We start from the raw sequence: 21,081 nt of genomic DNA, 5'->3' as shown, positions 1-21,081 counted from the left end.
TCGGCCAGTAAATTAATACAGCCGGTGCACACACACGAGAGCGGAACAGTCAGGCGGAATAAGCCCGACCGTTCACAGCGTCCTCGCTGTGTTTTTTCAAAGGAACCTCGCCCCAACCGTTGACCGGCCGGGAACGGGGTATCAACATATCTGGCGTTGATTTTTGGCACGCTGTTGAGTTCTCAAGGAACGGACGCTTCCTTTGTACTCACCCGAATTTCTTTCGGGCTTTCCTCTGGGCGCTTCCCTTCGGTGTTCCAAACTCTATCAGTGTTTTTCCGGCCCCCTGACCACCCCCCTGCAGGCATGCAGAAGGAGACCCCGGGATAGGATCTGAACGAGTTTGGTGCTGCCGGGCACAGACACAAGGTGTCGTTCGCCCCCAGGCAGGTCTACGACTGTACATGGGGCCGCAGAGCGCGTGCAAATCACTTAGCGGGGTGGTCTAGACCTCTAATCCGGAGCTATCGTGCGGAACAGGTACTTCACCCGACCTACCCTGCTCACATCCCCATCCGGGAGGCTTCCCATGACCACCGTGACGTCCCCTCTTGCAGGTCGTGCCATCGGACTGGCCGCCGTACCGGACCCCGTCTTCTCGGGAGCGATGGTCGGCCCCGGCACGGCGATCGACCCCGTGCGTGAGGCGGGAGAGGCTGTCGCCCCCGTCGACGGAGTCGTCGTCTCCCTGCACCCGCACGCGTTCGTCGTGGTCGACAGCGAGGGACACGGGGTGCTGACGCACCTCGGTATCGACACCGTGCAGCTGAACGGTGAGGGCTTCGAGGTGCTCGTCAACAAGGGGGACACCGTGCAGCGGGGGCAGGCCGTGGTGCGCTGGAACCCCGCCGCCGTCGAGGCCGCGGGCAAGTCCCCGGTCTGCCCCGTCGTGGCACTGGAGGCCACGGCCGACTCCCTCTCCGAACTTCGTGAGGACGGCGAAGTGAAGGCCGGCGACACGCTCTTCGGCTGGCAGTGACGTCGGGGCCGTAGCGCCCCCAAGTTCCACAACCACCGCGGCGGCGGGACCCGCCGCACTATCGGAGACAGGTGAGATGGAGACAACACTGCGAGGCGTCGGTGTGAGCCACGGTGTGGCGATCGGCGAGGTTCGGCATATGGGGACGGCGGTGCTGGAGCCGCCCGCCAAGCAGATCCCGGCGGAGGACGCGGAGCGTGAGCAGGGACGCGCCCGTAAGGCGGTGGACGCGGTGGCCGCCGATCTGATCGCGCGCGGCAATCTGGCCGGGGGCGAGGCGCAGGCCGTGCTGGAGGCCCAGGCCCTGATGGCCCAGGACCCCGAGCTGATGGCGGATGTGGAGCGTCGGGTCGCCGTGGGGAGCACGGCGGAGCGGGCTGTCTACGACGCCTTCGCCGCGTACCGTGCGCTGCTGGCCGGAGCCGGTGAGTACCTCGCGGGTCGCGTGGCCGACCTCGACGATGTGCGGAATCGTATCGTCGCCCGGCTGCTCGGGGTTCCGATGCCGGGTGTGCCGGACAGCGACGAGCCGTACGTGCTCATCGCGCGTGACCTGGCGCCCGCGGATACGGCACTGCTCGATCCGACGCTCGTGCTCGGTTTCGTCACCGAGGAGGGTGGGCCCACCAGTCACAGCGCGATTCTGGCGCGGGCACTCGGGGTGCCGGCCGTGGTGGCGCTGCCGGGAGCCGGGGAGCTGGCCGAGGGCACGGTGATCGCCGTGGACGGCAGTACCGGTGAGATCTTCGTGGACCCGAGTGCGGAGAAGAAGGCCGAGCTGGAGGCCGCGGCGGCGGCGCGGAAGGCCGCGCTGGCCGCGTCCAGCGGGCCGGGGACGACCTCGGACGGTCACCGGGTTCCGCTGCTGGCCAATGTGGGCGGTCCCGCCGATGTGCCGGCGGCCGTGGAGGCCGGGGCCGAGGGTGTCGGGCTGTTCCGTACCGAGTTTCTGTTCCTCGACGACAGCAAGACGGCGCCGTCCGAGGAGAAGCAGGTCGAGGCGTACCGACAGGTGCTGGAGGCCTTCCCCGAGGGGCGTGTGGTCGTACGGGTGCTCGACGCCGGTGCCGACAAGCCGCTGGAGTTCCTGACGCCGGCCGACGAGCCGAACCCGGCGCTCGGTGTGCGCGGGCTGCGGACGCTGCTCGACCACCCCGAGGTGCTGCGGACGCAGCTGACCGCGCTGGCGAAGGCCGCCGAGGGGCTGCCGGTCCACCTTGAGGTCATGGCGCCGATGGTCGCGGACCGCACGGACGCCAAGGCGTTCGCCGACGCCTGTCGAGAGGCGGGGCTGCGGGCCAAGTTCGGTGCCATGGTGGAGATTCCGTCGGCGGCGCTGCGGGCGCGGTCGATCCTGCAGGAGGTCGAGTTCCTGTCGCTGGGGACGAATGACCTCGCGCAGTACACGTTCGCGGCCGACCGGCAGGTGGGTGCGGTGTCGCGGTTGCAGGATCCGTGGCAGCCCGCGCTGCTCGACCTGGTCGCGCTGTCCGCGGACGCGGCGAAGGCCGAGGGCAAGAGCTGTGGGGTGTGCGGTGAGGCGGCGTCGGACCCGCTGCTCGCGTGTGTGCTGACCGGTCTGGGGGTCACCTCCTTGTCCATGGGTGCGGCGTCGATTCCGTATGTGCGGGGGACGTTGGCGAAGTACACGCTGGCGCAGTGCGAGCGGGCCGCGGCCGCGGCGCGTGCGGCGGACACGGCCGAGGAGGCACGCGGTGCCGCGCAGGCGGTGCTGTCGGGCGAGTAGGTCGTGATGGGCGGGCGCTTGACGTCCAGTCGGTGTCGAGGGGCGCTCCACCTGTGGGTGGGGCGCCCCTCGCCCGTTCAGTGGGTGTGTCCGTCCGTGGCCGGGCCTCCCCCGGCGAGGTCGTCCCCGAGGTCGGGTGGGGTGCTGTAGTCGACGCCGGACTCCGGGGAGACGAGGTCGCCGGAATCCATGTCGGTGCAGTAGGCGTCGAAGACCTCTCCGGCGGTGAGGGGGGCGAGGCCGTCGCCGCGCAGGCGCCAGCCGTAGACGCGGTCGGTGTGGTCCGGGGCGGTGGTGCGCATGACGAGTCCGCCGGGGCTGCGGGTGGCGATGCCTACGGCCAGGACGGTGGCGAACTCCAGGGCCTCGGCTTCGTCGAGGCGGGTGGCGCCTTCGTCGTCCTGGTCGGCGTGGAGGGCGGCGGCCAGTGCCTGGGGCCTGGCCGAGACGCTGCAGACGAGGTGGCGTTCGCCGGGGCCCGCGGTGTCGAGGACGCGCTTGAGCAGGTGCATGGCGCGGGAGAAGGCGGCGCGGCCGATGTCCTCGCCGCAGGAGGCGCACTCGCCGATCTGGGCGAGGAGTGTGGTGGCGTACTCCCAGGTGGCGAGGCGGACGGCTTCGTCGATCAGGTCGGGGACGAGTTCGGCGAGGGGCTGGCCCTCGTAGGGGACGGCGGCGCCGGTCGCGGCCAGTTCGGCGGTGAAGCGGGTGCGGCTTGAGGGGGTGTCGGGTTCGAGGCCGGTGTCGGCGCAGAACTCGGCGTACTCGTCGGGGTCGAAGAGGGCGACCGTGGTGTGGTTGCCCTGCGCGGCGAGGGTCCGGAGCAGGGCTTCCACTTGGCGGAGGTAGGTCGGGTGGTCGTCGAAGGTGAAGCTGCGGTAGCGCCGCATGGCGGTGAAGTCGTGTTCGTCGGCCAGCAGGCCGATGGTGCCGGCGATCTCGCGGCGCAGGACGCGTCGCATGGTCTGGTGGCGGGTGTCAGGCATGGCTTCCCCCTGTGCGAGCGGTCGATCAATGCTCACTCACAGTAATCGGCGCCACTGACAATGCCCGTCGGCCGAGGGTGATCAGGCGCGTTTGCGGGCCAGGTCCTCATAGAAGCGCAGGAGGTCGAGGTTGTCGATGGAGCCGGGGTTGACCGCCTTTTCCAGGGGGGTGCCCTGGAGGAGTCGTTTGACGGGGACCTCGATGCGTTTGCCGGTGAGGGTGTGCGGGACTCCGGGGACTTCGATGACCTCGTCGGGGACGTGTCGGGGGGAGAGGTTCTCGCGGATGGTGCGTTTGATGCGGTCGAGGAGGGTGTCGTCGAGGGTGGCGCCCGGGGCGAGTTGGACGAAGAGGGGCATCCAGTAGCCGCCGTCGGGTTGTTCGATGCCGATGACGAGGGATTCCTTGATCTCGGGGAGGCGTTCGACGGCTTCGTAGATGTCGGCCGACCCCATGCGGACGCCCTGGCGGTTGAGGGTGGAGTCGGAGCGGCCGTGGATCACGACGGAGCCGCGGGAGGTGAGGGTGATCCAGTCGCCGTGGCGCCAGACTCCGGGATAGGTGTCGAAGTAGCTGTCGTGGTAGCGGGTGCCGTCGGGGTCGTTCCAGAAGTGGATCGGCATGGACGGCATGGGGTTGGTGACGACGAGTTCGCCGACCTCGTCGACGAGGGGCTTGCCGCTGGGGTCCCAGGACTGGAGGTCGGTGCCGAGGCTGGGTGCCTGGAGTTCGCCGATGTGGACGGGGAGGGTGGGGACGGCACCGGCGAAGCAGGAGCAGACGTCGGTGCCGCCGCTGACGGAGGCGATCCAGAGGTCCTCGCGGACCTCGTCGTGGAGCCAGCGGAAGCCGTCGGGCGGGAGCGGGGAGCCGGTGGTGCCGACGCACTGGACGCGGGAGAGGTCGTAGTCGCGTCCCGGGTGGACGTCGGCCTTCCGGCAGGCCATGACGTAGGCGGCGGAGGTGCCGAAGAGGGTGGCGCCGGTGCGTTCGGCGACGCTCCACTGGGCGCCGGTGTCGGGGTACCCGGGGCTGCCGTCGTACAGGACGACGGTGGTGCCGGTGAGGAGGCCGGAGACGAGGAAGTTCCACATCATCCAGCCGGTGGAGGTGTACCAGAAGAAGCGGTCCTCGGGGCCGAGGTCGCAGTGCAGGCCGAGCTGTTTGAGGTGTTCGACCAGGATGCCGCCCTGGGACTGGACGATGGCCTTGGGGAGGCCGGTGGTGCCGGAGGAGTAGAGCACCCACAACGGGTGGGCGAAGGGGACCTGTTCGAAAGTGGGGGTGACGTCCGCCGAGGTCAGGGACGACCATTCCAGGGCGCCTTCGGGGGCTTCGGTGCCGAGGACGGGGATGTGGACGACGGCGCGCAGGGTGGGCAGTTCGCGGCGGAGTTCGGCGACGGTGTCGCGGCGGTCGTGTTCCTTGCCGCCGTAGCGGTAGCCGTCGACGGTGAACAGGACGACGGGTTCGACCTGTTGGAAGCGGTCGAGGACGCTGCGGGCGCCGAAGTCCGGGGCGCAGGAGGTCCAGACGGCGCCGACTGCGGCCGTGGCGAGGAGGGCGACGACGGCCTCGGGGATGTTGGGGAGGTAGCCGCTGACGCGGTCGCCGGGGCGTACGCCGAGGGCGCGCAGTTCGGCGGCGAGGGAGCCGACCTGGCGGCGCAGCTGGGACCAGGTCACCGGGCGGGGTTCGTGGGTCTCGTCGACGTGCAGCAGGGCCGGTTCGTCGGCGCGGGCGTCGGCCGCGCGGAGGGCGTGTTCGGCGTAGTTGAGGGTGGCGCCGGGGAACCATTGGGCGCCGGGCATGGCGCGATCGCCGAGCACGCGCGCGTAGGGGGTGGCGAACCGTACGTCGAACCACTCGGTGACGGCCTTCCAGAACGTCTCGAGTTCGTCGACGGACCAGCGGTGCAGGGCCGGGTAGCCGCCCTCGGAAGGGGCTCCGTGGTGTGCGGCGGCCCAGGACTGGAACGCGGTGATCCGGGCTCGGGCGACGCGTTCGGCGTCGGGCTGCCAGAGCGGCGAGGGGTTCGCTGAGGTCATGGGGCGGCTCCCGGGACGGTGCGCGTGGTGTGCGTCGGGCGCGCACGGGCAGGGGTGTGCGCGTGACGCGGCTGTCACGGACGATGCCATGTGATCGACTTCCGCACCAGGGTGAGCCGTAGGTGAACGGCCAGATGAAGATGTGCCACCACCACGGGTGAACGGAAGTTGAACGGCTCACACGATTAGCCGGGTCAGTGGCAGGGTGAACGGCATGGACGGTCGTGACCTGGTGCGTTCGGTGAAATTGATCGGTTCGGCGGGGGCGGCCCAGGGGCTGCGCACGGTGCGGGCCGCGTGGCGCAGGAGGCGGGCCGACGCCGTCGGGTTGCCGGCGCGGGGCGCGGAACGGGCCCGGGTGCCGGGGCCGGTGGTGGACGTGGAGCCGGGTCCTGGCGGTGGGGTCGTGCGGTTCGGACGGTCGGCGCTGCGGGTCACCGTCGATGTGAACGGCGCAGTCTTCTGGGGCTGGGACGGGGCTGAGCCGGAGCCGTCGTACGCGCTCGCGGGGCGGTGTCCCGAGCCGGATCCGCGGGCCGTTCTGGAGCCGGACAAGGACGGCGGCTGGCGGGTCGTGGCCGAGCGGGTGACGGTCATGGTGTCGCGGCACGGGGCCGTGGAGGTGCGTACGCCCGGTGGGGTGACGCTGCGGCGTGATCTGCCGCCCCGGTGGTGGGAGCCGGTCGGCGGGGGCCAGGCGCGGTGGGTGCAGCGCTCGGAGGTGGCGGCCGACGCGCGGTTCTTCGGTCTGGGCGGGCGTGCGGCCGGGCCCCGGCTGCGTGGCGGAACGTATCGGCTGTGGAACACCGACCCCGGACACACGTTCGCACCCGGTGACGATCCGCTGTACATCACGATGCCGGTGCAACTGGTGGTGGCCGACGCGGCGACGCATCTGGTGTTCCACGACAGCACGTGGGACGGGACGGTGACGCTGCGCGAGGGCGAGGAGGGGGCCGGGTCGGGGCACGACCGGGCGGGGACGTCCGAGGTGCGGATGGACGGCGGGCCGCTGCGCTGCTGGGTGATCGTGGGCACCCCCGCGCGCGTGCTGCACGCCTGGGCGGCTCTGACGGGTGCTCCGGCGCTGCCGCCCGCGTGGGCGCTGGGGCACCATCACGCGCGGTGGGGCTTCGGGAGCGAGCAGGAGGTGCGGCGGATCGTCGCGGGCTACCAGGAGCACGGTCTGCCGCTGGACGCGGTCCATCTGGACATCGACCACTACGACGCGCACCGGGTGTTCACGGTGGACACGGAGAACTTCCCGAAACTGCCGGATCTCGCCGACGAGTTGCGGCGGGACGGGATCCGGCTGGTGTCGATCGTCGACGCGGCGGTCAAGGCGGAGCCGGGCGACGCGGTGTTCGACGGCGGGACGGCCGAGGACGCGTTCGTGCGGGACGCGGCCGGCGAGGTCGTGGAGGGCCTGGTGTGGCCCGGGGAGTCGGTCTACCCGGACTTCACGCGTGCGCGTACGCGTGCGTGGTGGGGTGGTCTCTACGAGGAGCGGCTGGCGCAGGGGTTCGCCGGGTTCTGGCACGACATGAACGAGCCGACGTCGTTCACGGCGTTCGGCGAGAACACGTTGCCGCGGTCGGTGCGGCACGATCTGGAGGGCCGGGGCGGCGACCATCGCGAGGCCCACAACGTGTACGCGCTCTGCATGGCCCGCGCCGGGTACGAGGGGCTGCGCGAGCTGGTGCCCGGGGAGCGGCCGTTCGTGTTCTCGCGGTCCGGGTGGGCCGGTATGCAGCGCTACGGGGGCACGTGGTCGGGGGACGTGGCGACGGGCTGGCCGGGGCTGCGGGCGTCGCTCTCGCTGGTGCTGGGGCTGGGGTTGTGCGGGGTGCCGTACTCGGGGCCGGATGTGGGCGGGTTCGACGGGAGCCCTTCGCCGGAGCTGTATCTGCGGTGGTTCCAGCTGGGCGCGTATCTGCCGCTGTTCCGTACGCACGCGAGTCTGCGGGCGGGGCGCCGGGAGCCGTGGGAGTTCGGGGAGGAGACGCTCGGGCACGCGCGCGTGGCGCTCGTGGAGCGGCGGCGGCTGCTGCCGTACTTCATGACGCTGGCTCATCTGGCGCGCCGTACGGGGGCGCCCTATGCGCGTCCGTTGTGGTGGGGGGCGCCCGAGGACCGGACGTTGCGGGACTGTGAGGACGCGTTCCTGCTGGGTGACTGTCTGCTGGTGGCGCCGGTGCTGGATCCGGGTGCGGACCGGCGTGCGGTGCAGCTGCCGCGGGGGCGCTGGTACGACACGGTGACCGGGCAGGCGTACGAGGGGCCGGGGCAGGTGCTGCTGGACGCGCCGCTGTCGCGGATCCCGGTACTCGCGCGCGCGGGTGCCGTGCTGCCGGTCCGGGGCGCCGACGGCGGCCTGGAGCTGGAGGTGTGGGCACCCGCGCGCGGGCGGACGGGGGGCGGGCTCGTGGTGCCGGACGCGGGCGACGGCTGGGACGAGCCGGAGGTCGAGCGGTACACGGCGCGCTGGGAGGGGCCGCGGGTGGTCGTGGAGCGGGACGGGGACGAGGGTCCGGTCGAGCCTTCGTATCCCGTGCGGGTACGCGGGCTCGACCGGGAGTGAGCCGGGTCGGCTCTGCGGTGGGTTCGGCTCAGATGTAGCGGCCGTCGAAGAAGGCCCGGACGGCCAGGGTGTGCAGGGGGAAGGCGAGTTCGGTGGGTCTGCGCAGCAGGTGCCAGCCCTCCGTCTCGTCCGTGGGGACGGGCGACGGCAGCGTGGCGGCCGGGCGCTCCGGGAGGAGCCCGAACAGCAGCAGATGACCGTCGGGTGAGCTCATGGCGTCGGCGAGGCGCACGTCGCGGTCGGCCGCGCAGATGCCCGTCTCCTCCTTGAGTTCACGGACGACGGCGTGCCGCCAGTCCTCCCGGTGGTCGATGAAGCCGCCGGGCAGGGCGGTGCCCCCGCGCGCGGGGGCGATGGTCCGTGTGATCACGACGAGGGCTGTGCCCTTGGTGTCGTACACGGGCTGGAGGGCCACCGCAACGGGGAGCGGATTGCGGTAGGCCACGGTGTGGCAGGCCTCGCAGGTGCGGGGCCAGCCGGAAACGCCCTCTCCGTAGGGCGCTCCGCAGCTCGAACAGTGCGAGTCGCGTGCGGAGTTGGCGGGTGGGTGTTGATTCGCGGACACGCGGCGGACTGTATCCGATCATCTGCTGGTCGTCTTACCGGGGCGGCGCAATGCGCCATGCCGGAGAGTCCGCGGACAGGGGTGAGGGCCGGCCGGAACCACCCCCGTGGGCCCCGGCCGGCCCTCCCGATACTCCGACGCCGCCCGGGGCCCGTTGGTTCTCCGGGGGCCTGCCCAATTCGGGATGCGCGTGCCAGACTCCTGATGAATTCTGACGGCCCATCAGATCCGCTCGCACGGGGAGGGATTTTGTCGCGAAGTCGTACACCGGTGGTCGCCGGCTGGTTCACCGGGGAGGGCGAGGCGTTCCGGTTGCTCGGTACGCGCTGTTCGGCGTGTGCCTCGGTGTTCTTCCCGCGTGAGGACGTCCTGTGCCGCAATCCGGGCTGTCCGGGCGGTGAGCTGCGCCAGGTGCCGTTGTCGCGCCGGGGGCGCGTGTGGTCGTACACCGACGGCCGGTACCGGCCTCCGTCACCCTACGTGTCCGATCCGGAACTTCCGTGGGAGCCGTACGCGTTGATCGCTGTGGAGCTGGCCGAAGAACGTCTCGTGGTGCTGGGACAGGCGGTTCCCGGGGTCACCGTCGCCGATCTGGCGGTGGGCATGGAGGTGGAGGTCGTCCCCGGTGTGCTGAACGAGGACGCGGAGACGACCTGGACGACCTGGCACTGGCGGCCGACGGGGGTGGGGGCGTGACGGGTGAGGTGGCGGTGCTGGGTGCGGGCATGCACGCGTGGGGCAAGTGGGGAAGGAGTTTCGTCGAGTACGGGACGGCGGCGGCGCGTGCGGCGCTGAGCGACGCGGGGGTCGACTGGCGGGACGTCGGCTCGGTCGTCGGGGCGGACACGGTGCGTGGCGGTTATCCGGGCTATGTGGCGGGGGCGACCTTCGCCAAGGCGCTGGGCTGGCAGGGGGCCCGGGTGACGAGCGTGTACGCGGCCTGTGCGTCCGGGGCACAGGCGGTGGGCACCGCGCGGGCCCAGATCCTGGCGGGCCTCGCGGACGTGGTGCTCGTCGTGGGCGCGGACTCGGCCCCGAAGGGGTTCTTCCGGCCCGCCGGAGGGGACCGGGCGGACGATCCGGACTGGCTGCGGTTCCGGGTGCTCGGGGCCACCAATCCGACGTACTTCGGGCTGTACGCGCGACGGCGGATGGCGGTGCACGGGGACACACAGGAGGACTTCGCGCGGGTCAAGGTGAAGAACTCCGCGCCGGGGGCGCTCAATCCGTACGCGCGCTATCGCAAGCGGGTCACCGTCGAGGAGGTCGCGGCCTCTCCCGTGGTCGCCGATCCGCTGCGGCTGCTGGACATCTGCGCGACCTCGGACGGGGGTGCGGCACTGGTGCTGTCCAGCATGGAGTTCGCGCGGCGGCACGGGGTGGCCGAGCCGGTGCGGATACGGGCGGTGTCCACGGTGACGCCCCGCTATCCCCACACGGTGCTGGATCTGCCGGACATCGCCACGGACTCGGCGGTCGCGGTGGCGCCGCCGGACGAGACGTTCCGGGCGTCGATCGCGCGGGCGGCGTACGAGGAGGCGGGCGTCGGGCCCGAGGATCTGTCGTGCGCCGAGGTGTACGACCTGTCTACGGCGCTGGAGTTGCAGTGGTACGAGGATCTCGGGCTGTGCGGCGAGGGTGGGGCCGCGAAGCTGCTGCGGGACGGTGTGACGGCGCTGGGCGGGCGCATACCGGTGAACGCCAGCGGCGGGCTGGCCTCCTTCGGCGAGGCGGTTCCGGCGCAGGCGATCGCCCAGGTGTGCGAGTTGGTCTGGCAGCTGCGGGGACAGGCGACCGATCGGCAGGTCGAGGGGGCGCGGGTGGGGATCAGCGCCAATCAGGGGTTGTTCGGGCATGGGTCGGCGGTGGTGGCCGTTCGGTGACGGTGACTTGGTGCGGGTGCTTGGGAGCGGGTGTCTGGGGCGGGTGATGGGGCAGGTGGGTGTCTCGGCGCGGGTGATGGGGAGGGGACGGGTCATCGGCTGTCTCAGACAGGTGTGCGCATGTGCTGTGACGGGCCGGGAAAGCCGCGTGAACAGCGCATGAACCGCGTCCCGGGCGGCGGTGGTGGCGTCATCATGCTCCCGTGCACTCCTGGTCGGACACGCTTCGCTTCGCCTTCCAGCCGGTCGTCAACCTGGCGACCGGAGGCGTCGCCGCGCTGGAGATACTCGCGCGTCCGGAGGCCGGTGACGTCCTCGCCGAGGCCCGCCGGAACCCGGAACTCGACGGCAGGCTGGCCGCGTCGGCGATCCGGGCGGCGGCACGCCGGGAGACCCTGCTGCCGCTGCATGTGAACGTCTTCGCCGCGACCCTGGCCGACCTGGGCGGACTGGCCGCGCTGCGGGACGCCGTACGGGAGGCCGGGCGGCTGCCGTGGGAGGTGACCGTCGACGTCGTGCCGCCGTACACGCATGTGCCGCGGCCGGCGCTGCTGGAGGCGGTCGCCGTGCTGCGGGGCGAGGGCTTCCGGATCTGTGCGGACGGGGTCGGCGACGGTGACGTACCGCTGCGGTTGCTCGTGGATGTGGAGCCCGACCTGGTCAAGCTGGACGCGTCGCTGCTGACGCGGCCGGCGGCCGTACGGGCGATGCGGACGCTGTGCGACCAGGTGGGCGCGCTGCTGTCGGTCGAGGGGGTCGAGACGGAGGCGCAGTGCGCGGTCGCGGTGGCGGCGGGCGCGCAGTGGGCGCAGGGCGAGTTGTTCGCGCCGCCCGCGCGCCTGCCCGCCGCCGAGGTGTACGTCCCGGCGCTCTCTCCCGGGATGTCCGCGCCGGTCTCGGAGCCTTCGGTGCGGCAGTTCCTGCGGCCGGCCGCGCTGCTGCCCGCGACGGCTTCGGCGGGCGAGGTCCGGGCCCTGCTCACCGGCGCGCCCGAGGTGTCCGGGGTGCTGCTCGTGGACGGTGCCGGGAGGCCGGTGCGGTCGGTGCACCGGTCGCGGTTCCTGCTGTCGCTGTCGGCCCGGTACGGGCACGCGCTGTACGCCGACCGGCCGGCGGCCCGGCTGGGTGATGCGCCGCGGACGGTCGAGGTGGACGCAACGGCGTGGGAGGTGCTCGACGTGGCGGCGGTCGGGGACCGGGACCGTACGTCCGACGATGTCGCGGTGGTGGACCGGTGCGGACGGTGTGTGGGCGTCGTACGGCTGGCGGATCTGCTGCGGGCGCTCGCGGAGAGCCGGGTCGAGGAGGCGGCGGGGCTCAATCCGCTGACGCGGCTGCCCGGTTCGGACGCGGTCACGGGTGAGGTGGACCGGTGGATCGCGGACGGGCGGGCGTTCGCGTTGAGCTGGCTGGACGTCGACCACTTCAAGCAGGTCAACGACGGGGCGGGGTTCGCGGCCGGGGACGAGTTGATCCGTTCGGTGGGGCGGACGTTGCAGCGGGCCGCGTCGGGGGCGGTCCGGGTGGGGCACATCGGGGGTGACGACTTCTTGTTCCTCGCCGAACCGGACGGGCTCGATCCGCTCGCCGAGGCGATGCTCGACACGCCCTGGTCCGCCGCCGGACACGCCGTGACGCTGTCGCTGGCCACGGTCGTGTGCGCGCCGGGCAGCGTCGCCGACCACCGCCAGGCCGCCGCGTGCCTGGCCCCGCTGAAGAAGGCGGCCAAGGCGCTGGGCGGGGCCAGTTGGGTACTGGGGCGGGCCGGGATGCCGGGACACGAGGTTCGGCGGGGGGCCGAGGTGGTGGCGACGGGCTAGGGCGGGGGCTTGGGGGCCGGGGCTGGGGGGAAGGGGAGGAGCTGGGCGACTGGGGGCGTTGCAGGGTACGAGCGGGCCGAGGGGTGTGGTCGGGGCGGGGAAGCCGCGAGGGCGCCGGGCGGCTGGGGCGGGAGAGGGCGGCAGAGCCACGCGGGCGCGGACGGGCGAGGCGTCGGCGCGCCGATATGCGCGCCCCGTAGCCGCCTTCAACCGTTGCTGTTCCTGTTCTTGACGCCCCCTGGGTGCCGGTGAACACTTCCGGTGTCGGTCGGCATCGCCGGATTCGGGCCTCTTTGTGCACCGCGCCGCTCGGGCAACGGGCCGTGGACCACGGGCGATTCGACCGCGACGGCACGCTCGTCACGGACGCCGGGCGGGGCGCGGGATCCTCCCTGCCCACGGCTGAGGTGGCCATGGGAACGCACCCTGCACGGAAGGTCCGGGGTCGATCACTCCGGGCCGGGCCAAGGAGCCGCCATGAGCAACGGAGACATATTCGTCGGTGAGGTCATCGGTACGGCGATCCTGATTCTCTTCGGCGCCGGTGTGTGCGCCGCCGTCACCCTCAGGTTCTCGAAGGCGAGGGCGTCGGGCTGGATCGTCATCGCGTTCGGCTGGGGCTTCGCCGTACTGGCGGGCGCCTACACCGCCGCTCCCCTGTCGGGCGGCCACCTCAACCCGGCGGTGACGATAGGGATCGCGGTCGACACGGAGACCTGGGACAAGGTCTGGGTGTATCTGCTCGGGCAGCTGGTCGGCGCGATGCTCGGGGCGGTGCTTGCCTACCTCGTCTATCTCGCGCATTTCCAGGCGAACGTCCGCAAGGAGAGCACCACGGGCACCACGGCGGGCACCACCGAAGGTACCGCGGACGAACCGACGCCGACCCTAGGGATCTTCTCCACCATCCCGGAGATCCGGAACCCCGCCGCCAACCTGATCACGGAGATCGTCGCGACGATCGCCCTGGTCCTGCCGATCCTCGCCTTCGGCCGGAACACGGGTATCGGCATCGGCCAGATCCCCGGCGAGGAGGCCGGGATCTACGGCTCCGGCATCTCGGTGCTGCTGGTGTCGTTCCTCGTCGTCGGCATCGGTCTCTCCCTCGGCGGGCCCACCGGCTACGCCATCAACCCGGCCCGTGACCTCGGACCGCGCATCGTGCACACCTTCCTGCCGATCCCGAACAAGGGCACCTCGGACTGGGGTTACGCCTGGATCCCGGTCGTCGGGCCCCTGGTCGGCGGTGCGCTCGCGGGTCTCCTCTACAACGCAGCCTTCTGATACGACCCAGCGTTCCGACGCAACCGACGCAGGACGTGAACGCACAAGTCACACGTCACACGTCACACGTGAGGGGATGTCATGCCGGACAACGCCAACGCCCAGAAGTACGTCGCCGCCATCGATCAGGGCACCACGTCGAGCCGCTGCATCGTCTTCGACCACGGCGGTGCCATCGTCGCCGTCGACCAGCGCGAGCACCGTCAGATCTTCCCCAAGCCGGGATGGGTGGAGCACGACGCCACCGAGATCTGGTCGAAGGTGCAGGCGGTGGTCGCCGGGGCCCTCGCGAAGGCGGGCCTGCGCGCGGACCAGGTCAGTGCACTCGGCATCACCAACCAGCGCGAGACGACGGTCCTGTGGGACCGGCGGACGGGCAAGCCCGTGCACAACGCGATCGTCTGGCAGGACACCCGTACCTCGGCGCTCTGCAACGAACTCGGCGGCACGGACGGACAGGATCGCTTCCGTGAGCGGACCGGGCTCCCGCTGGCCAGCTACTTCTCCGGCCCGAAGGCCGCCTGGCTGCTCGACAACGTGCCGGGGCTGAGGGCCCGTGCCGAGCGCGGCGAGATCGCGTTCGGCACCGTCGACTCCTGGCTGATCTGGAACCTGACCGGCGGCACCGACGGCGGCCGGCACGTCACCGACGTCACCAACGCCGGGCGGACCATGCTGATGAACCTGGAGACCCTCCAGTGGGACGCCTCGATCCTCTCCGCGATGAACGTCCCGGAGGCGATCCTCCCGGAGATCAGGTCCTCCGCCGAGGTGTACGGCACCGCCGTGGGCCCCCTGGCCGGCGTACCCGTCGCGTCGGCGCTCGGCGACCAGCAGGCCGCGGTGTTCGGGCAGGCCTGCTACGACGTGGGCACGGCGAAGAACACGTACGGCACCGGGAGCTTCCTGCTGCTCAACACAGGGAACCGGCCCGTGCCGTCGAAGAACGGGCTGCTCACGACCATGGGGTACAAGATCGGCGGGGAGGCGCCGGTGTACTGCCTGGAGGGGTCGATCGCGATCACGGGGGCCCTGGTGCAGTGGTTCCGCGACCAGCTCGGCATCATCCGTACCGCCGACGAGATCGAGTCCCTGGCGGCGAGCGTCGACGACAACGGCGGGGCGTACATCGTGCCCGCGTTCTCCGGTCTGTTCGCGCCCTACTGGCGGTCGGACGCGCGCGGGGTCGTGACCGGGCTGACGAGGTACGTCACGAAGGCCCATCTCGCGCGCGCGGTGCTGGAGGCGACGAGCTGGCAGACGCGGGAGGTCGTGGACGCCATGTTCCAGGACTCCGGGGTGCACATCACGACCCTCAAGGTCGACGGGGGCATGACCAAGAACAATCTGCTGATGCAGCATCAGGCGGACGTCCTGGGCGTGCCGGTGATCCGGCCCCGGGTCTCGGAGACGACCTGTCTGGGTGCCGCGTACGCGGCCGGGCTGGCGACCGGGGTGTGGAACGACCTGGACGAGCTGAAGTCGCACTGGCGCAAGGACGTCGAGTGGACGCCGGGCATGGAGGCGTCCGTCCGTGACCGCGAGTACCACAACTGGCGCAAGGCGGTCGAGAAGAGCCTCGGCTGGCACGAGGACGAGGCCGGCTGAGAGAAGCCGCGGCCCGTACCCCTGTCGGCGGGGGTACGGGTCGTGCCTCAGGTGGCGGCGGGCTGGCGGTGCTCGGTGGCGAACGTCATCGCGTGCCGGACGACGGAGACCAGGACGTCCTTGACCGAGTCCCGGCTGCGGGCGTCGCACAGCACGATCGGCACCTCGGGGTCGAGGTCGAGGGCCTGGCGGACGGTCTCGGCCGGGTAGCGCGCGGCGTCGTCGAAGCAGTTGACGCCGATCACGAAGGGGATGGAGCGGCGCTCGAAGTAGTCGACGGCGGCGAAGCAGTCCTCCAGCCGGCGGGTGTCGACGAGCACGACCGCGCCGAGCGCGCCGAGGGCGAGTTCGTCCCAGAGGAACCAGAAGCGGTCCTGGCCGGGGGTGCCGAACAGGTACAGGACCAGGTCCTCGCGGAGCGTGATGCGCCCGAAGTCCATGGCGACGGTGGTGGTGGTCTTGTTCTCCACACCGCTGGTGTCGTCGACCGGGCGGCCGGCCTCGGTGAGCACCTCCTCGGTGCGCAGTGGCTTGATCTCGCTGACCGCGCCGACGCAGGTCGTCTTGCCCACGCCGAAGCCGCCGGCCACGAGGATCTTGAGCGTGACGGGCTCGACCGGAGGTGTGCCGCGCTCAGAGCGCCCGAGGATCATCGGTCTTTCTCCTGCTGGATGGTTGTCTGTCACGGATCCGCCCCGCCCCGCTCCGATTCCGTGCTGGTCAGAGCGCCCTCAGGCCGTTGATGACATCGCGCAGGATGCTCTCGTCGACCAGCTCGGCGGGTGGGACGGGACGGGTCACATGGACGAGTTCCTCGTCCACGAGGTCTCCGACGAGGACGCGGACGACTCCGACGGGCAGGTCCAGGTCGGCGGCCAGTTCGGCCACCGACTGGGGGGTGTCACGGCAGAGTTCGACGATGCGGACGTGCTCAGGGGAGAGGGAGTGGTCCTCCTCCGGGTCGCCGACGTGCGGTTCCGTGACGACCACGGCGATCAGGTCGAGGCGGTGCTGGATCGCGTGATTGGTCCGGCCGCGTGTCATCGCGTACGGACGCACCACTGGTCCGGCCTCGTCGTCGAACCAGTGGCTTCTTCCCTGACCGTCTCGGCTCATGCCGTCCCACTACCCGCCGAGGGGGCCGTCGGCGCGCGGGGCGGAGCCCAGATGTACGCCGACCCGCTTGACGAGGAGGGTCATCTCGTAGGCGACCTGGCCGATGTCCGCCTCGGCGTCGGCGAGGACGGCGAGGCAGCTGCCGTCACCGGCGGCCGTGACGAAGAGGAAGGCCTCGTCGAGTTCGACGACGGTCTGCCGGACGCTGCCCGCCTCGAAGTGGTGGCCGACGCCCTTGGCGAGGCTGTGGAAGCCGGAGGAGACGGCGGCCAGATGCTCGCTGTCCTCTCTGGTGAGGTCCGCGGAGACGCCCGTGGGCAGTCCGTCGCTGGAGAGCACGAGCGCCTTGCGGATGCTGGCGACGCGCTGCACCAGATCGTCCAGGAGCCAGTTCAGCTCGCCGGACATGCCGGTCGCGGTGTGCCCTTCGGCCTTCGGTGCGGTCATCGACCGTCCCCCTTAGTCGTTCCTCGTGGTGCTGAGACGTCCTGGGCGTCGTCGCCCTCGGCGTTCTCCTCGCGGCCGCGCCGCCAGCCTCGTTGGAGCGAGGCCATACGGCTGCGTACCTCGTCGGCGTCCCGTTCGGTCGGCTCCGGGCGCCGCTCCGGGCGGGACCTCTCGCGCTCGGCACGCCGGTCGGGCCCGTCCTTCAACTGCGGTGCCAGACTGGCCTGTCGGACGCGTCGGGGCAACAGGCCCGGAGTTGATTCTGCCTGGTCGGTCGGTGTGTCCGCGCGCGGGGTGGGCTCGCCCGGGCCGTACGGCGCCGTGGTCGGGGCCGCGCCGCCCGCAGGAGTCGTACGGCGGCGCTGGGGCAGGGCCGGGCCCTCGTGTCCGCCGGGGGGCAGGGCGCCGGCGCGGTGCGACCCGGGCAGGGCGCCGGGTGCGGTGCGGTCGGCTCCGGGGGCGCCCGGCGGCTGGGGCCGGTCGCCGCGCAGGGCGCTGAGCGGCCGGGTGTCGGCGATCCCCTCGGGGCCGGCCGTACGGCCCTGTCCGGGCTCGTCCTCCGGCTGCCGTGCCCTGGCCCCGGTCACCGAACGGCCGTGCGAGCTGACGAGATGGGGGGTGCGCCGCTGCGGCAGCGGTACGGGGCCGAGCGTCGGGTCGGGGTCGGTGAGGGGGGCCCGGTGTTCGCCCTCACGCACCGGCTGCTGGTGCTCGTCGGCGACGCCGGTGAGGGAGCGGCGGGGTCCGAACAGCCCACCGCGCTCGGTGTCCTCCTCGCCGAGGGCGCCCGGGTAGCCGAGGGGCTCCGGGTCGACCGGGGCCTCCAGTTCCACGGGGCCGTCGAGGATGGCGGCGGAGAGCCCCGGGAGGCGGACCGGGACCTGGGAGAGCGCGGCGTTGCGCTCGTCCTCCAGCTCGGCCTCCCGGGTGGGGTGGGCGCGGTCGAGGCGGAAGCCGATGCCGTTGGTGTCGGGGACGTCGTCGGTGAGGAGGGCGTCGGGGATGAACAGCACGGCCGTGGTGCCGCCGTACGGGGACGGCTGGAGGGAGACGCGGACCTTCTGGCGCTGGGCGAGACGGCTGACCACGAAGAGTCCGAGCCGGTCGGTGTCGGAGAGTTCGAAGTCGGGGGTCTCGGCCAGCTTGAGGTTGGCGTCGAGGAGGGCCTCGGCGGACATGCCGAGGCCGCGGTCGTGGATCTCCAGGGTGAAGCCGTTGGCGACGCGCTCGCCGAGCACCTGTACGGCGGTGTGCGGCGGCGAGAACACCGTGGCATTCTCCAGGAGTTCGGCCACGAGGTGGGTGATGTCGGCGACCGCGGGGCCGGTCACGGCGACCCGGGGCAGCCGGCGGACCTCGATCCGCTCGTAGTCCTCGACCTCGGCGACCGCCGCGCGGACCACGTCCATGAGCTGGATGGGCTTGCGCCACTGCCGGGAGGGGGCGGCGCCGGAGAGGATGACGAGGCCCTCGGCGTGCCGGCGCATACGGGTCGTCAGGTGGTCCAGGCGGAACAGGTCGGCGAGTTCGTCGGTGTCCTCGGTCCGGCGTTCCATGGTGTCGAGCAGGGTGAGCTGCTTGTGCAGCAGGACCTGGCTGCGGCGGGCGAGGTTGACGAAGACCTCGGAGATGCCGCTGCGGAGTTCGGACTGCTTGACGGCGGCCTCGACGGCCGCCCGCTGCAGGGTGTTGAGGGCCTGGCTGACCTCGCCGATCTCGTTCCTGTCGTACTCCAGGCGCGGTACCTCGGTCTCCACGTCGACCTGTTCGCCCGCGGCGAGGCGGCGCATCACGCTGGGCAGTCGCACCCCGGCGGTCTCGTGGGCCTCCTGGCGGAGCCTGCGCAGGTCGCGGATGAGGACACGGCCGATGCGGACGGACATGAAGAGCGAGACGAGCAGGGCGATGAGGCCGAGGACGCCGGCGACGGCGGCCTTGAGGATGACGGTGGTGGCCAGCGGGCTGACGCGGTCCTGATAGCGGTCGCCCGCCTCGACGCTGAGGTTGCGGAGGTCGGCGAGGACAGGCTCGACGGAGGTGTCCCAGCGCTTCGCGGTGACGCCGGCGGGCCGGCCCGGGTCGGAGGCGATGACGGCCTGCTCGACCGAGCGCAGGGGGGCGGAACTGGCGTTCTTCCAGTAGCCCTCGAAGCGCTCGCGCTCGGCGTCGGGCAGCTGCGGCAGGCTGATCTCGTACAGCAGGGTGCGCTGGGCGACGAGGTCGGAGAAGTCGCGGATCTCCTCCTGGGTGATCCGGCCCGCGACGAGCACGGAGCTGAGCAGCGCGTCCTCGCGGGAGAGGAGTTCGCGGGCGCGGCCGACGTTGACCAGGGCGCGGCCCTGCTTGTCCATCTCCACGTTGTCGAGCGCGGGGAGGTTGGACAGCAGGGTGAAGCAGGGGTCGACGAGTTCGTTGTAGTGGCCGAGGGCCTGGGGGACGGTGACGGTGCCGCTCTCGACGGTGGTCCGCAGCGAGGGCAGGGTGTCGAGGGCGTCCAGGATCGTCGTCAGCCGGAGCGAGGTGGCCTCGCCCATCTCGTCCCGCAGTTCGCCGTCACGGGCGTGCTCCCGGAACTCCTCGACGGCTTTGTCCGTGGCGGCCCGGCTGCGGTCGAGTGCCGTGACCGCCTCGGCGGAGCGGGGGTCGGCGAGGTAGACGAGGGTCTGGCGGCGCTCCTGCTGGAGCACCCGGACGGTGTCCTCGGTGGGGAAGCCGACTTCCTCGACGATGTCCGCGACCCTGAAGAGATCGCTCGCCTCACGGCCCGTCAGCACCGTGGCGAACGTCCAGACACCGGTCAGTGCCACGAGGGGCACGAGCAGCAGCGCCACGATCTTCCGGCGGATCGATTTCCCGCGAAAGCGCATGGCCTCCCCCAGCTTGACCCCCGCCAGGCCCGGGGGCACACATGTGCGTCAACAAACGGCGTGAGCCTACTACCGACTCACACGTATCTCGAAGAGCAGGAAGGACGCACTCCGGACCCGAGGCGAACCGGACATGGGGAGTTGGCGGCCCTTTGGGAGAGATTGCCTCCCTCCGTCAGGCACTTGAACCCGTGGCATCTCGTCGGGAAAGTCCACCAGTTGGCCGGATTTTTTCGTTCCGCGGGAATCTTCCGTGCACGTCGATCGTCTTTCTGTACGGGAATTGGGGGCGGAATCGGCCACAGGTCCCGCAAGCCGCTTCCAGGCGGCGTGAACCGGAGGAAGTCGGGCACCAGTGGGGGGCCGGGTCTCGGGACCCGGTGACTGTTGGTCCACCGGCGGTGGGGAGTGACAAGTTGATGGGCACGGCGGAGCGGCGCGTAGCGCCCGGTGACGGAGCGGTGACGCCCGAGAGGGCGGAGCGAGGCGCTCAGGAACCGGATCGCGGCCTCCTGACGGGGGAAAGCGTCGCGGTGGAAGAACGAAGGATCCTGCCCCGGGGCGACGAAGAACGGGTGCATTACCGGCCGTTGTGGATCGAGGAGCCGGCGCGCAGGCGACGGCTGCCCGACCCGGTGCGGACGGCGGCGGTGCGCGCGGTCCTCATCATCGCGGTGACACTGCTTCAGGCGATGGTGGCGTTCCTGTCCACCCTCGCGGGTTCGTGGCTGGCGTTCCCGATGGTCCTGAGCAGCGTGGCGAGCACCATCGCGGCGACCTGGGGCGTCCTGGACGTCTGGGTGACCCGCCAGGTGTGGAACCAGCGCAACGGCGTGGTCTCGGCCCCCAGCAGCACGGCGCGCTCGTTGCGTCGTGAGCGGCGCCGGGTCCGCCGCGAGACACGGGCGGCGGAGCGCACGCAGGAGCGGATACGCCGGCGCGGTGGCGCCGGGCAGCTGTCGCACCCGTAGAACACCTGGGGCGGGCCCTCGTGACACAGGGCCCGCCCCCTCGCGGGTGCGCGCGAAGAGTGGTGTGCTGGTGTCCACCGGCCACCACATCGGAGCCCGCGCGAGTGGCTGCCGCAGCAGGTGAGAGGCGGTTCCCTCGGGTGTCCAGGCCTCCGACCAGGCGTGTCGACCGTCACAT

General features: G+C 71.6%; 16 protein-coding genes. 9 read left to right on the top strand and 7 right to left on the bottom strand.

The features are described 5' to 3' along the window. The first annotated feature begins 529 nt into the window (after positions 1 to 529). Both ACZ7MG_RS36475 and ptsP read left to right on the top strand, forming a co-directional pair. Entirely contained in the window at positions 530 to 979 is a 450-nt protein-coding gene (locus ACZ7MG_RS36475) for a PTS sugar transporter subunit IIA (RefSeq protein WP_471396243.1), read from the top strand. Positions 980 to 1,055: 76 nt separating this feature from the next. Continuing rightward, positions 1,056 to 2,726 (top strand): phosphoenolpyruvate--protein phosphotransferase, encoded by a 1,671-nt coding sequence (gene ptsP / locus ACZ7MG_RS36470; protein WP_471396245.1) that lies wholly within the window; start codon positions 1,056 to 1,058, stop codon positions 2,724 to 2,726. Between the two features lie 77 nt (positions 2,727 to 2,803). On the opposite strand, the gene ACZ7MG_RS36465 is transcribed toward ptsP, so the two are convergent. Together ACZ7MG_RS36465 and ACZ7MG_RS36460 are read right to left on the bottom strand one after the other, a co-directional pair. Then, positions 2,804 to 3,712, bottom strand: coding sequence for a hypothetical protein (locus ACZ7MG_RS36465; RefSeq protein ID WP_471396246.1), 909 nt, complete (start codon positions 3,710 to 3,712; stop codon positions 2,804 to 2,806). Between the two features lie 81 nt (positions 3,713 to 3,793). Continuing rightward, positions 3,794 to 5,761, bottom strand: coding sequence for an acetoacetate--CoA ligase (locus ACZ7MG_RS36460; protein WP_471396249.1), 1,968 nt, complete (start codon positions 5,759 to 5,761; stop codon positions 3,794 to 3,796). 214 nt (positions 5,762 to 5,975) lie between these two features. Between ACZ7MG_RS36460 and ACZ7MG_RS36455 the strand changes: the two genes are divergently transcribed. Then, entirely contained in the window at positions 5,976 to 8,342 is a 2,367-nt protein-coding gene (locus tag ACZ7MG_RS36455) for a glycoside hydrolase family 31 protein (RefSeq protein WP_471396252.1), read from the top strand. Between the two features lie 28 nt (positions 8,343 to 8,370). Here ACZ7MG_RS36455 and ACZ7MG_RS36450 read toward each other — a convergent pair whose 3' ends face one another. After that, on the bottom strand, positions 8,371 to 8,907 hold the full coding sequence (locus tag ACZ7MG_RS36450; protein ID WP_471396253.1) for an NUDIX domain-containing protein: 537 nt from the start codon (positions 8,905 to 8,907) through the stop codon (positions 8,371 to 8,373). A 270-nt stretch (positions 8,908 to 9,177) separates the two neighbouring features. Between ACZ7MG_RS36450 and ACZ7MG_RS36445 the strand changes: the two genes are divergently transcribed. The 5 genes from ACZ7MG_RS36445 to glpK all read left to right on the top strand — a co-directional run bounded on the left by ACZ7MG_RS36445 (position 9,178) and on the right by glpK (position 15,502). Then, positions 9,178 to 9,603 (top strand): Zn-ribbon domain-containing OB-fold protein, encoded by a 426-nt coding sequence (locus ACZ7MG_RS36445; protein WP_471396315.1) that lies wholly within the window; start codon positions 9,178 to 9,180, stop codon positions 9,601 to 9,603. Then, on the top strand, positions 9,600 to 10,790 hold the full coding sequence (locus ACZ7MG_RS36440; RefSeq protein ID WP_471396255.1) for a lipid-transfer protein: 1,191 nt from the start codon (positions 9,600 to 9,602) through the stop codon (positions 10,788 to 10,790). Before ACZ7MG_RS36445 ends, ACZ7MG_RS36440 begins: the two co-directional genes overlap by 4 nt. Before the next feature lie 203 nt (positions 10,791 to 10,993). Beyond that, on the top strand, positions 10,994 to 12,610 hold the full coding sequence (locus tag ACZ7MG_RS36435) for an EAL domain-containing protein (RefSeq protein WP_471396257.1): 1,617 nt from the start codon (positions 10,994 to 10,996) through the stop codon (positions 12,608 to 12,610). Positions 12,611 to 13,087: 477 nt separating this feature from the next. Continuing rightward, positions 13,088 to 13,894, top strand: a complete 807-nt coding sequence (locus tag ACZ7MG_RS36430) for an MIP/aquaporin family protein (RefSeq protein ID WP_471396258.1) — start codon at positions 13,088 to 13,090, stop codon at positions 13,892 to 13,894. Positions 13,895 to 13,975: 81 nt separating this feature from the next. Beyond that, a complete protein-coding gene (gene glpK, locus ACZ7MG_RS36425; protein ID WP_471396260.1) occupies positions 13,976 to 15,502 on the top strand; it encodes a glycerol kinase GlpK in 1,527 nt (508 codons plus the stop codon). Positions 15,503 to 15,549: 47 nt separating this feature from the next. Here glpK and ACZ7MG_RS36420 read toward each other — a convergent pair whose 3' ends face one another. The 4 genes from ACZ7MG_RS36420 to ACZ7MG_RS36405 all read right to left on the bottom strand — a co-directional run bounded on the left by ACZ7MG_RS36420 (position 15,550) and on the right by ACZ7MG_RS36405 (position 19,932). Next, the gene (locus ACZ7MG_RS36420) at positions 15,550 to 16,155 is read right to left on the bottom strand and encodes a GTP-binding protein (protein ID WP_471396261.1); all 606 of its coding nucleotides are present in this window, start codon (positions 16,153 to 16,155) and stop codon (positions 15,550 to 15,552) included. 67 nt (positions 16,156 to 16,222) lie between these two features. Beyond that, positions 16,223 to 16,618 carry a DUF742 domain-containing protein gene (locus tag ACZ7MG_RS36415; RefSeq protein WP_471396262.1) on the bottom strand — a complete coding sequence of 132 codons (396 nt, stop codon included), beginning with the start codon at positions 16,616 to 16,618 and terminating at the stop codon, positions 16,223 to 16,225. 9 nt (positions 16,619 to 16,627) lie between these two features. After that, positions 16,628 to 17,065 carry a roadblock/LC7 domain-containing protein gene (locus tag ACZ7MG_RS36410; protein ID WP_471396264.1) on the bottom strand — a complete coding sequence of 146 codons (438 nt, stop codon included), beginning with the start codon at positions 17,063 to 17,065 and terminating at the stop codon, positions 16,628 to 16,630. Then, entirely contained in the window at positions 17,062 to 19,932 is a 2,871-nt protein-coding gene (locus ACZ7MG_RS36405) for a nitrate- and nitrite sensing domain-containing protein (RefSeq protein WP_471396265.1), read from the bottom strand. The genes ACZ7MG_RS36410 and ACZ7MG_RS36405 overlap by 4 nt, the downstream gene beginning before the upstream one ends. A gap of 419 nt (positions 19,933 to 20,351) precedes the next feature. Between ACZ7MG_RS36405 and ACZ7MG_RS36400 the strand changes: the two genes are divergently transcribed. Continuing rightward, positions 20,352 to 20,903: a hypothetical protein gene (locus ACZ7MG_RS36400; protein ID WP_471396267.1), complete on the top strand. Its 552-nt coding sequence runs from the start codon at positions 20,352 to 20,354 to the stop codon at positions 20,901 to 20,903. Positions 20,904 to 21,081 lie beyond the last annotated feature (178 nt).

This window comes from Streptomyces sp. NPDC107538 (genome assembly GCF_055657445.1).
This window is presented reverse-complemented; position numbering and strand designations above follow the sequence as displayed.

Coding starts and splice junctions, on each gene's coding strand:
- ptsP (WP_471396245.1), top strand. CDS start 1,056: ATGGAGACAACACTGCGAGGCGTCGGTGTGAGCCACGGTGTGGCGATC.
- ACZ7MG_RS36420 (WP_471396261.1), bottom strand. CDS start 16,155: ATGATCCTCGGGCGCTCTGAGCGCGGCACACCTCCGGTCGAGCCCGTC.
- ACZ7MG_RS36405 (WP_471396265.1), bottom strand. CDS start 19,932: ATGCGCTTTCGCGGGAAATCGATCCGCCGGAAGATCGTGGCGCTGCTG.
- ACZ7MG_RS36455 (WP_471396252.1), top strand. CDS start 5,976: ATGGACGGTCGTGACCTGGTGCGTTCGGTGAAATTGATCGGTTCGGCG.
- ACZ7MG_RS36460 (WP_471396249.1), bottom strand. CDS start 5,761: ATGACCTCAGCGAACCCCTCGCCGCTCTGGCAGCCCGACGCCGAACGC.
- ACZ7MG_RS36400 (WP_471396267.1), top strand. CDS start 20,352: ATGGGCACGGCGGAGCGGCGCGTAGCGCCCGGTGACGGAGCGGTGACG.
- ACZ7MG_RS36430 (WP_471396258.1), top strand. CDS start 13,088: ATGAGCAACGGAGACATATTCGTCGGTGAGGTCATCGGTACGGCGATC.
- ACZ7MG_RS36465 (WP_471396246.1), bottom strand. CDS start 3,712: ATGCCTGACACCCGCCACCAGACCATGCGACGCGTCCTGCGCCGCGAG.
- glpK (WP_471396260.1), top strand. CDS start 13,976: ATGCCGGACAACGCCAACGCCCAGAAGTACGTCGCCGCCATCGATCAG.
- ACZ7MG_RS36415 (WP_471396262.1), bottom strand. CDS start 16,618: ATGAGCCGAGACGGTCAGGGAAGAAGCCACTGGTTCGACGACGAGGCC.
- ACZ7MG_RS36410 (WP_471396264.1), bottom strand. CDS start 17,065: ATGACCGCACCGAAGGCCGAAGGGCACACCGCGACCGGCATGTCCGGC.
- ACZ7MG_RS36475 (WP_471396243.1), top strand. CDS start 530: ATGACCACCGTGACGTCCCCTCTTGCAGGTCGTGCCATCGGACTGGCC.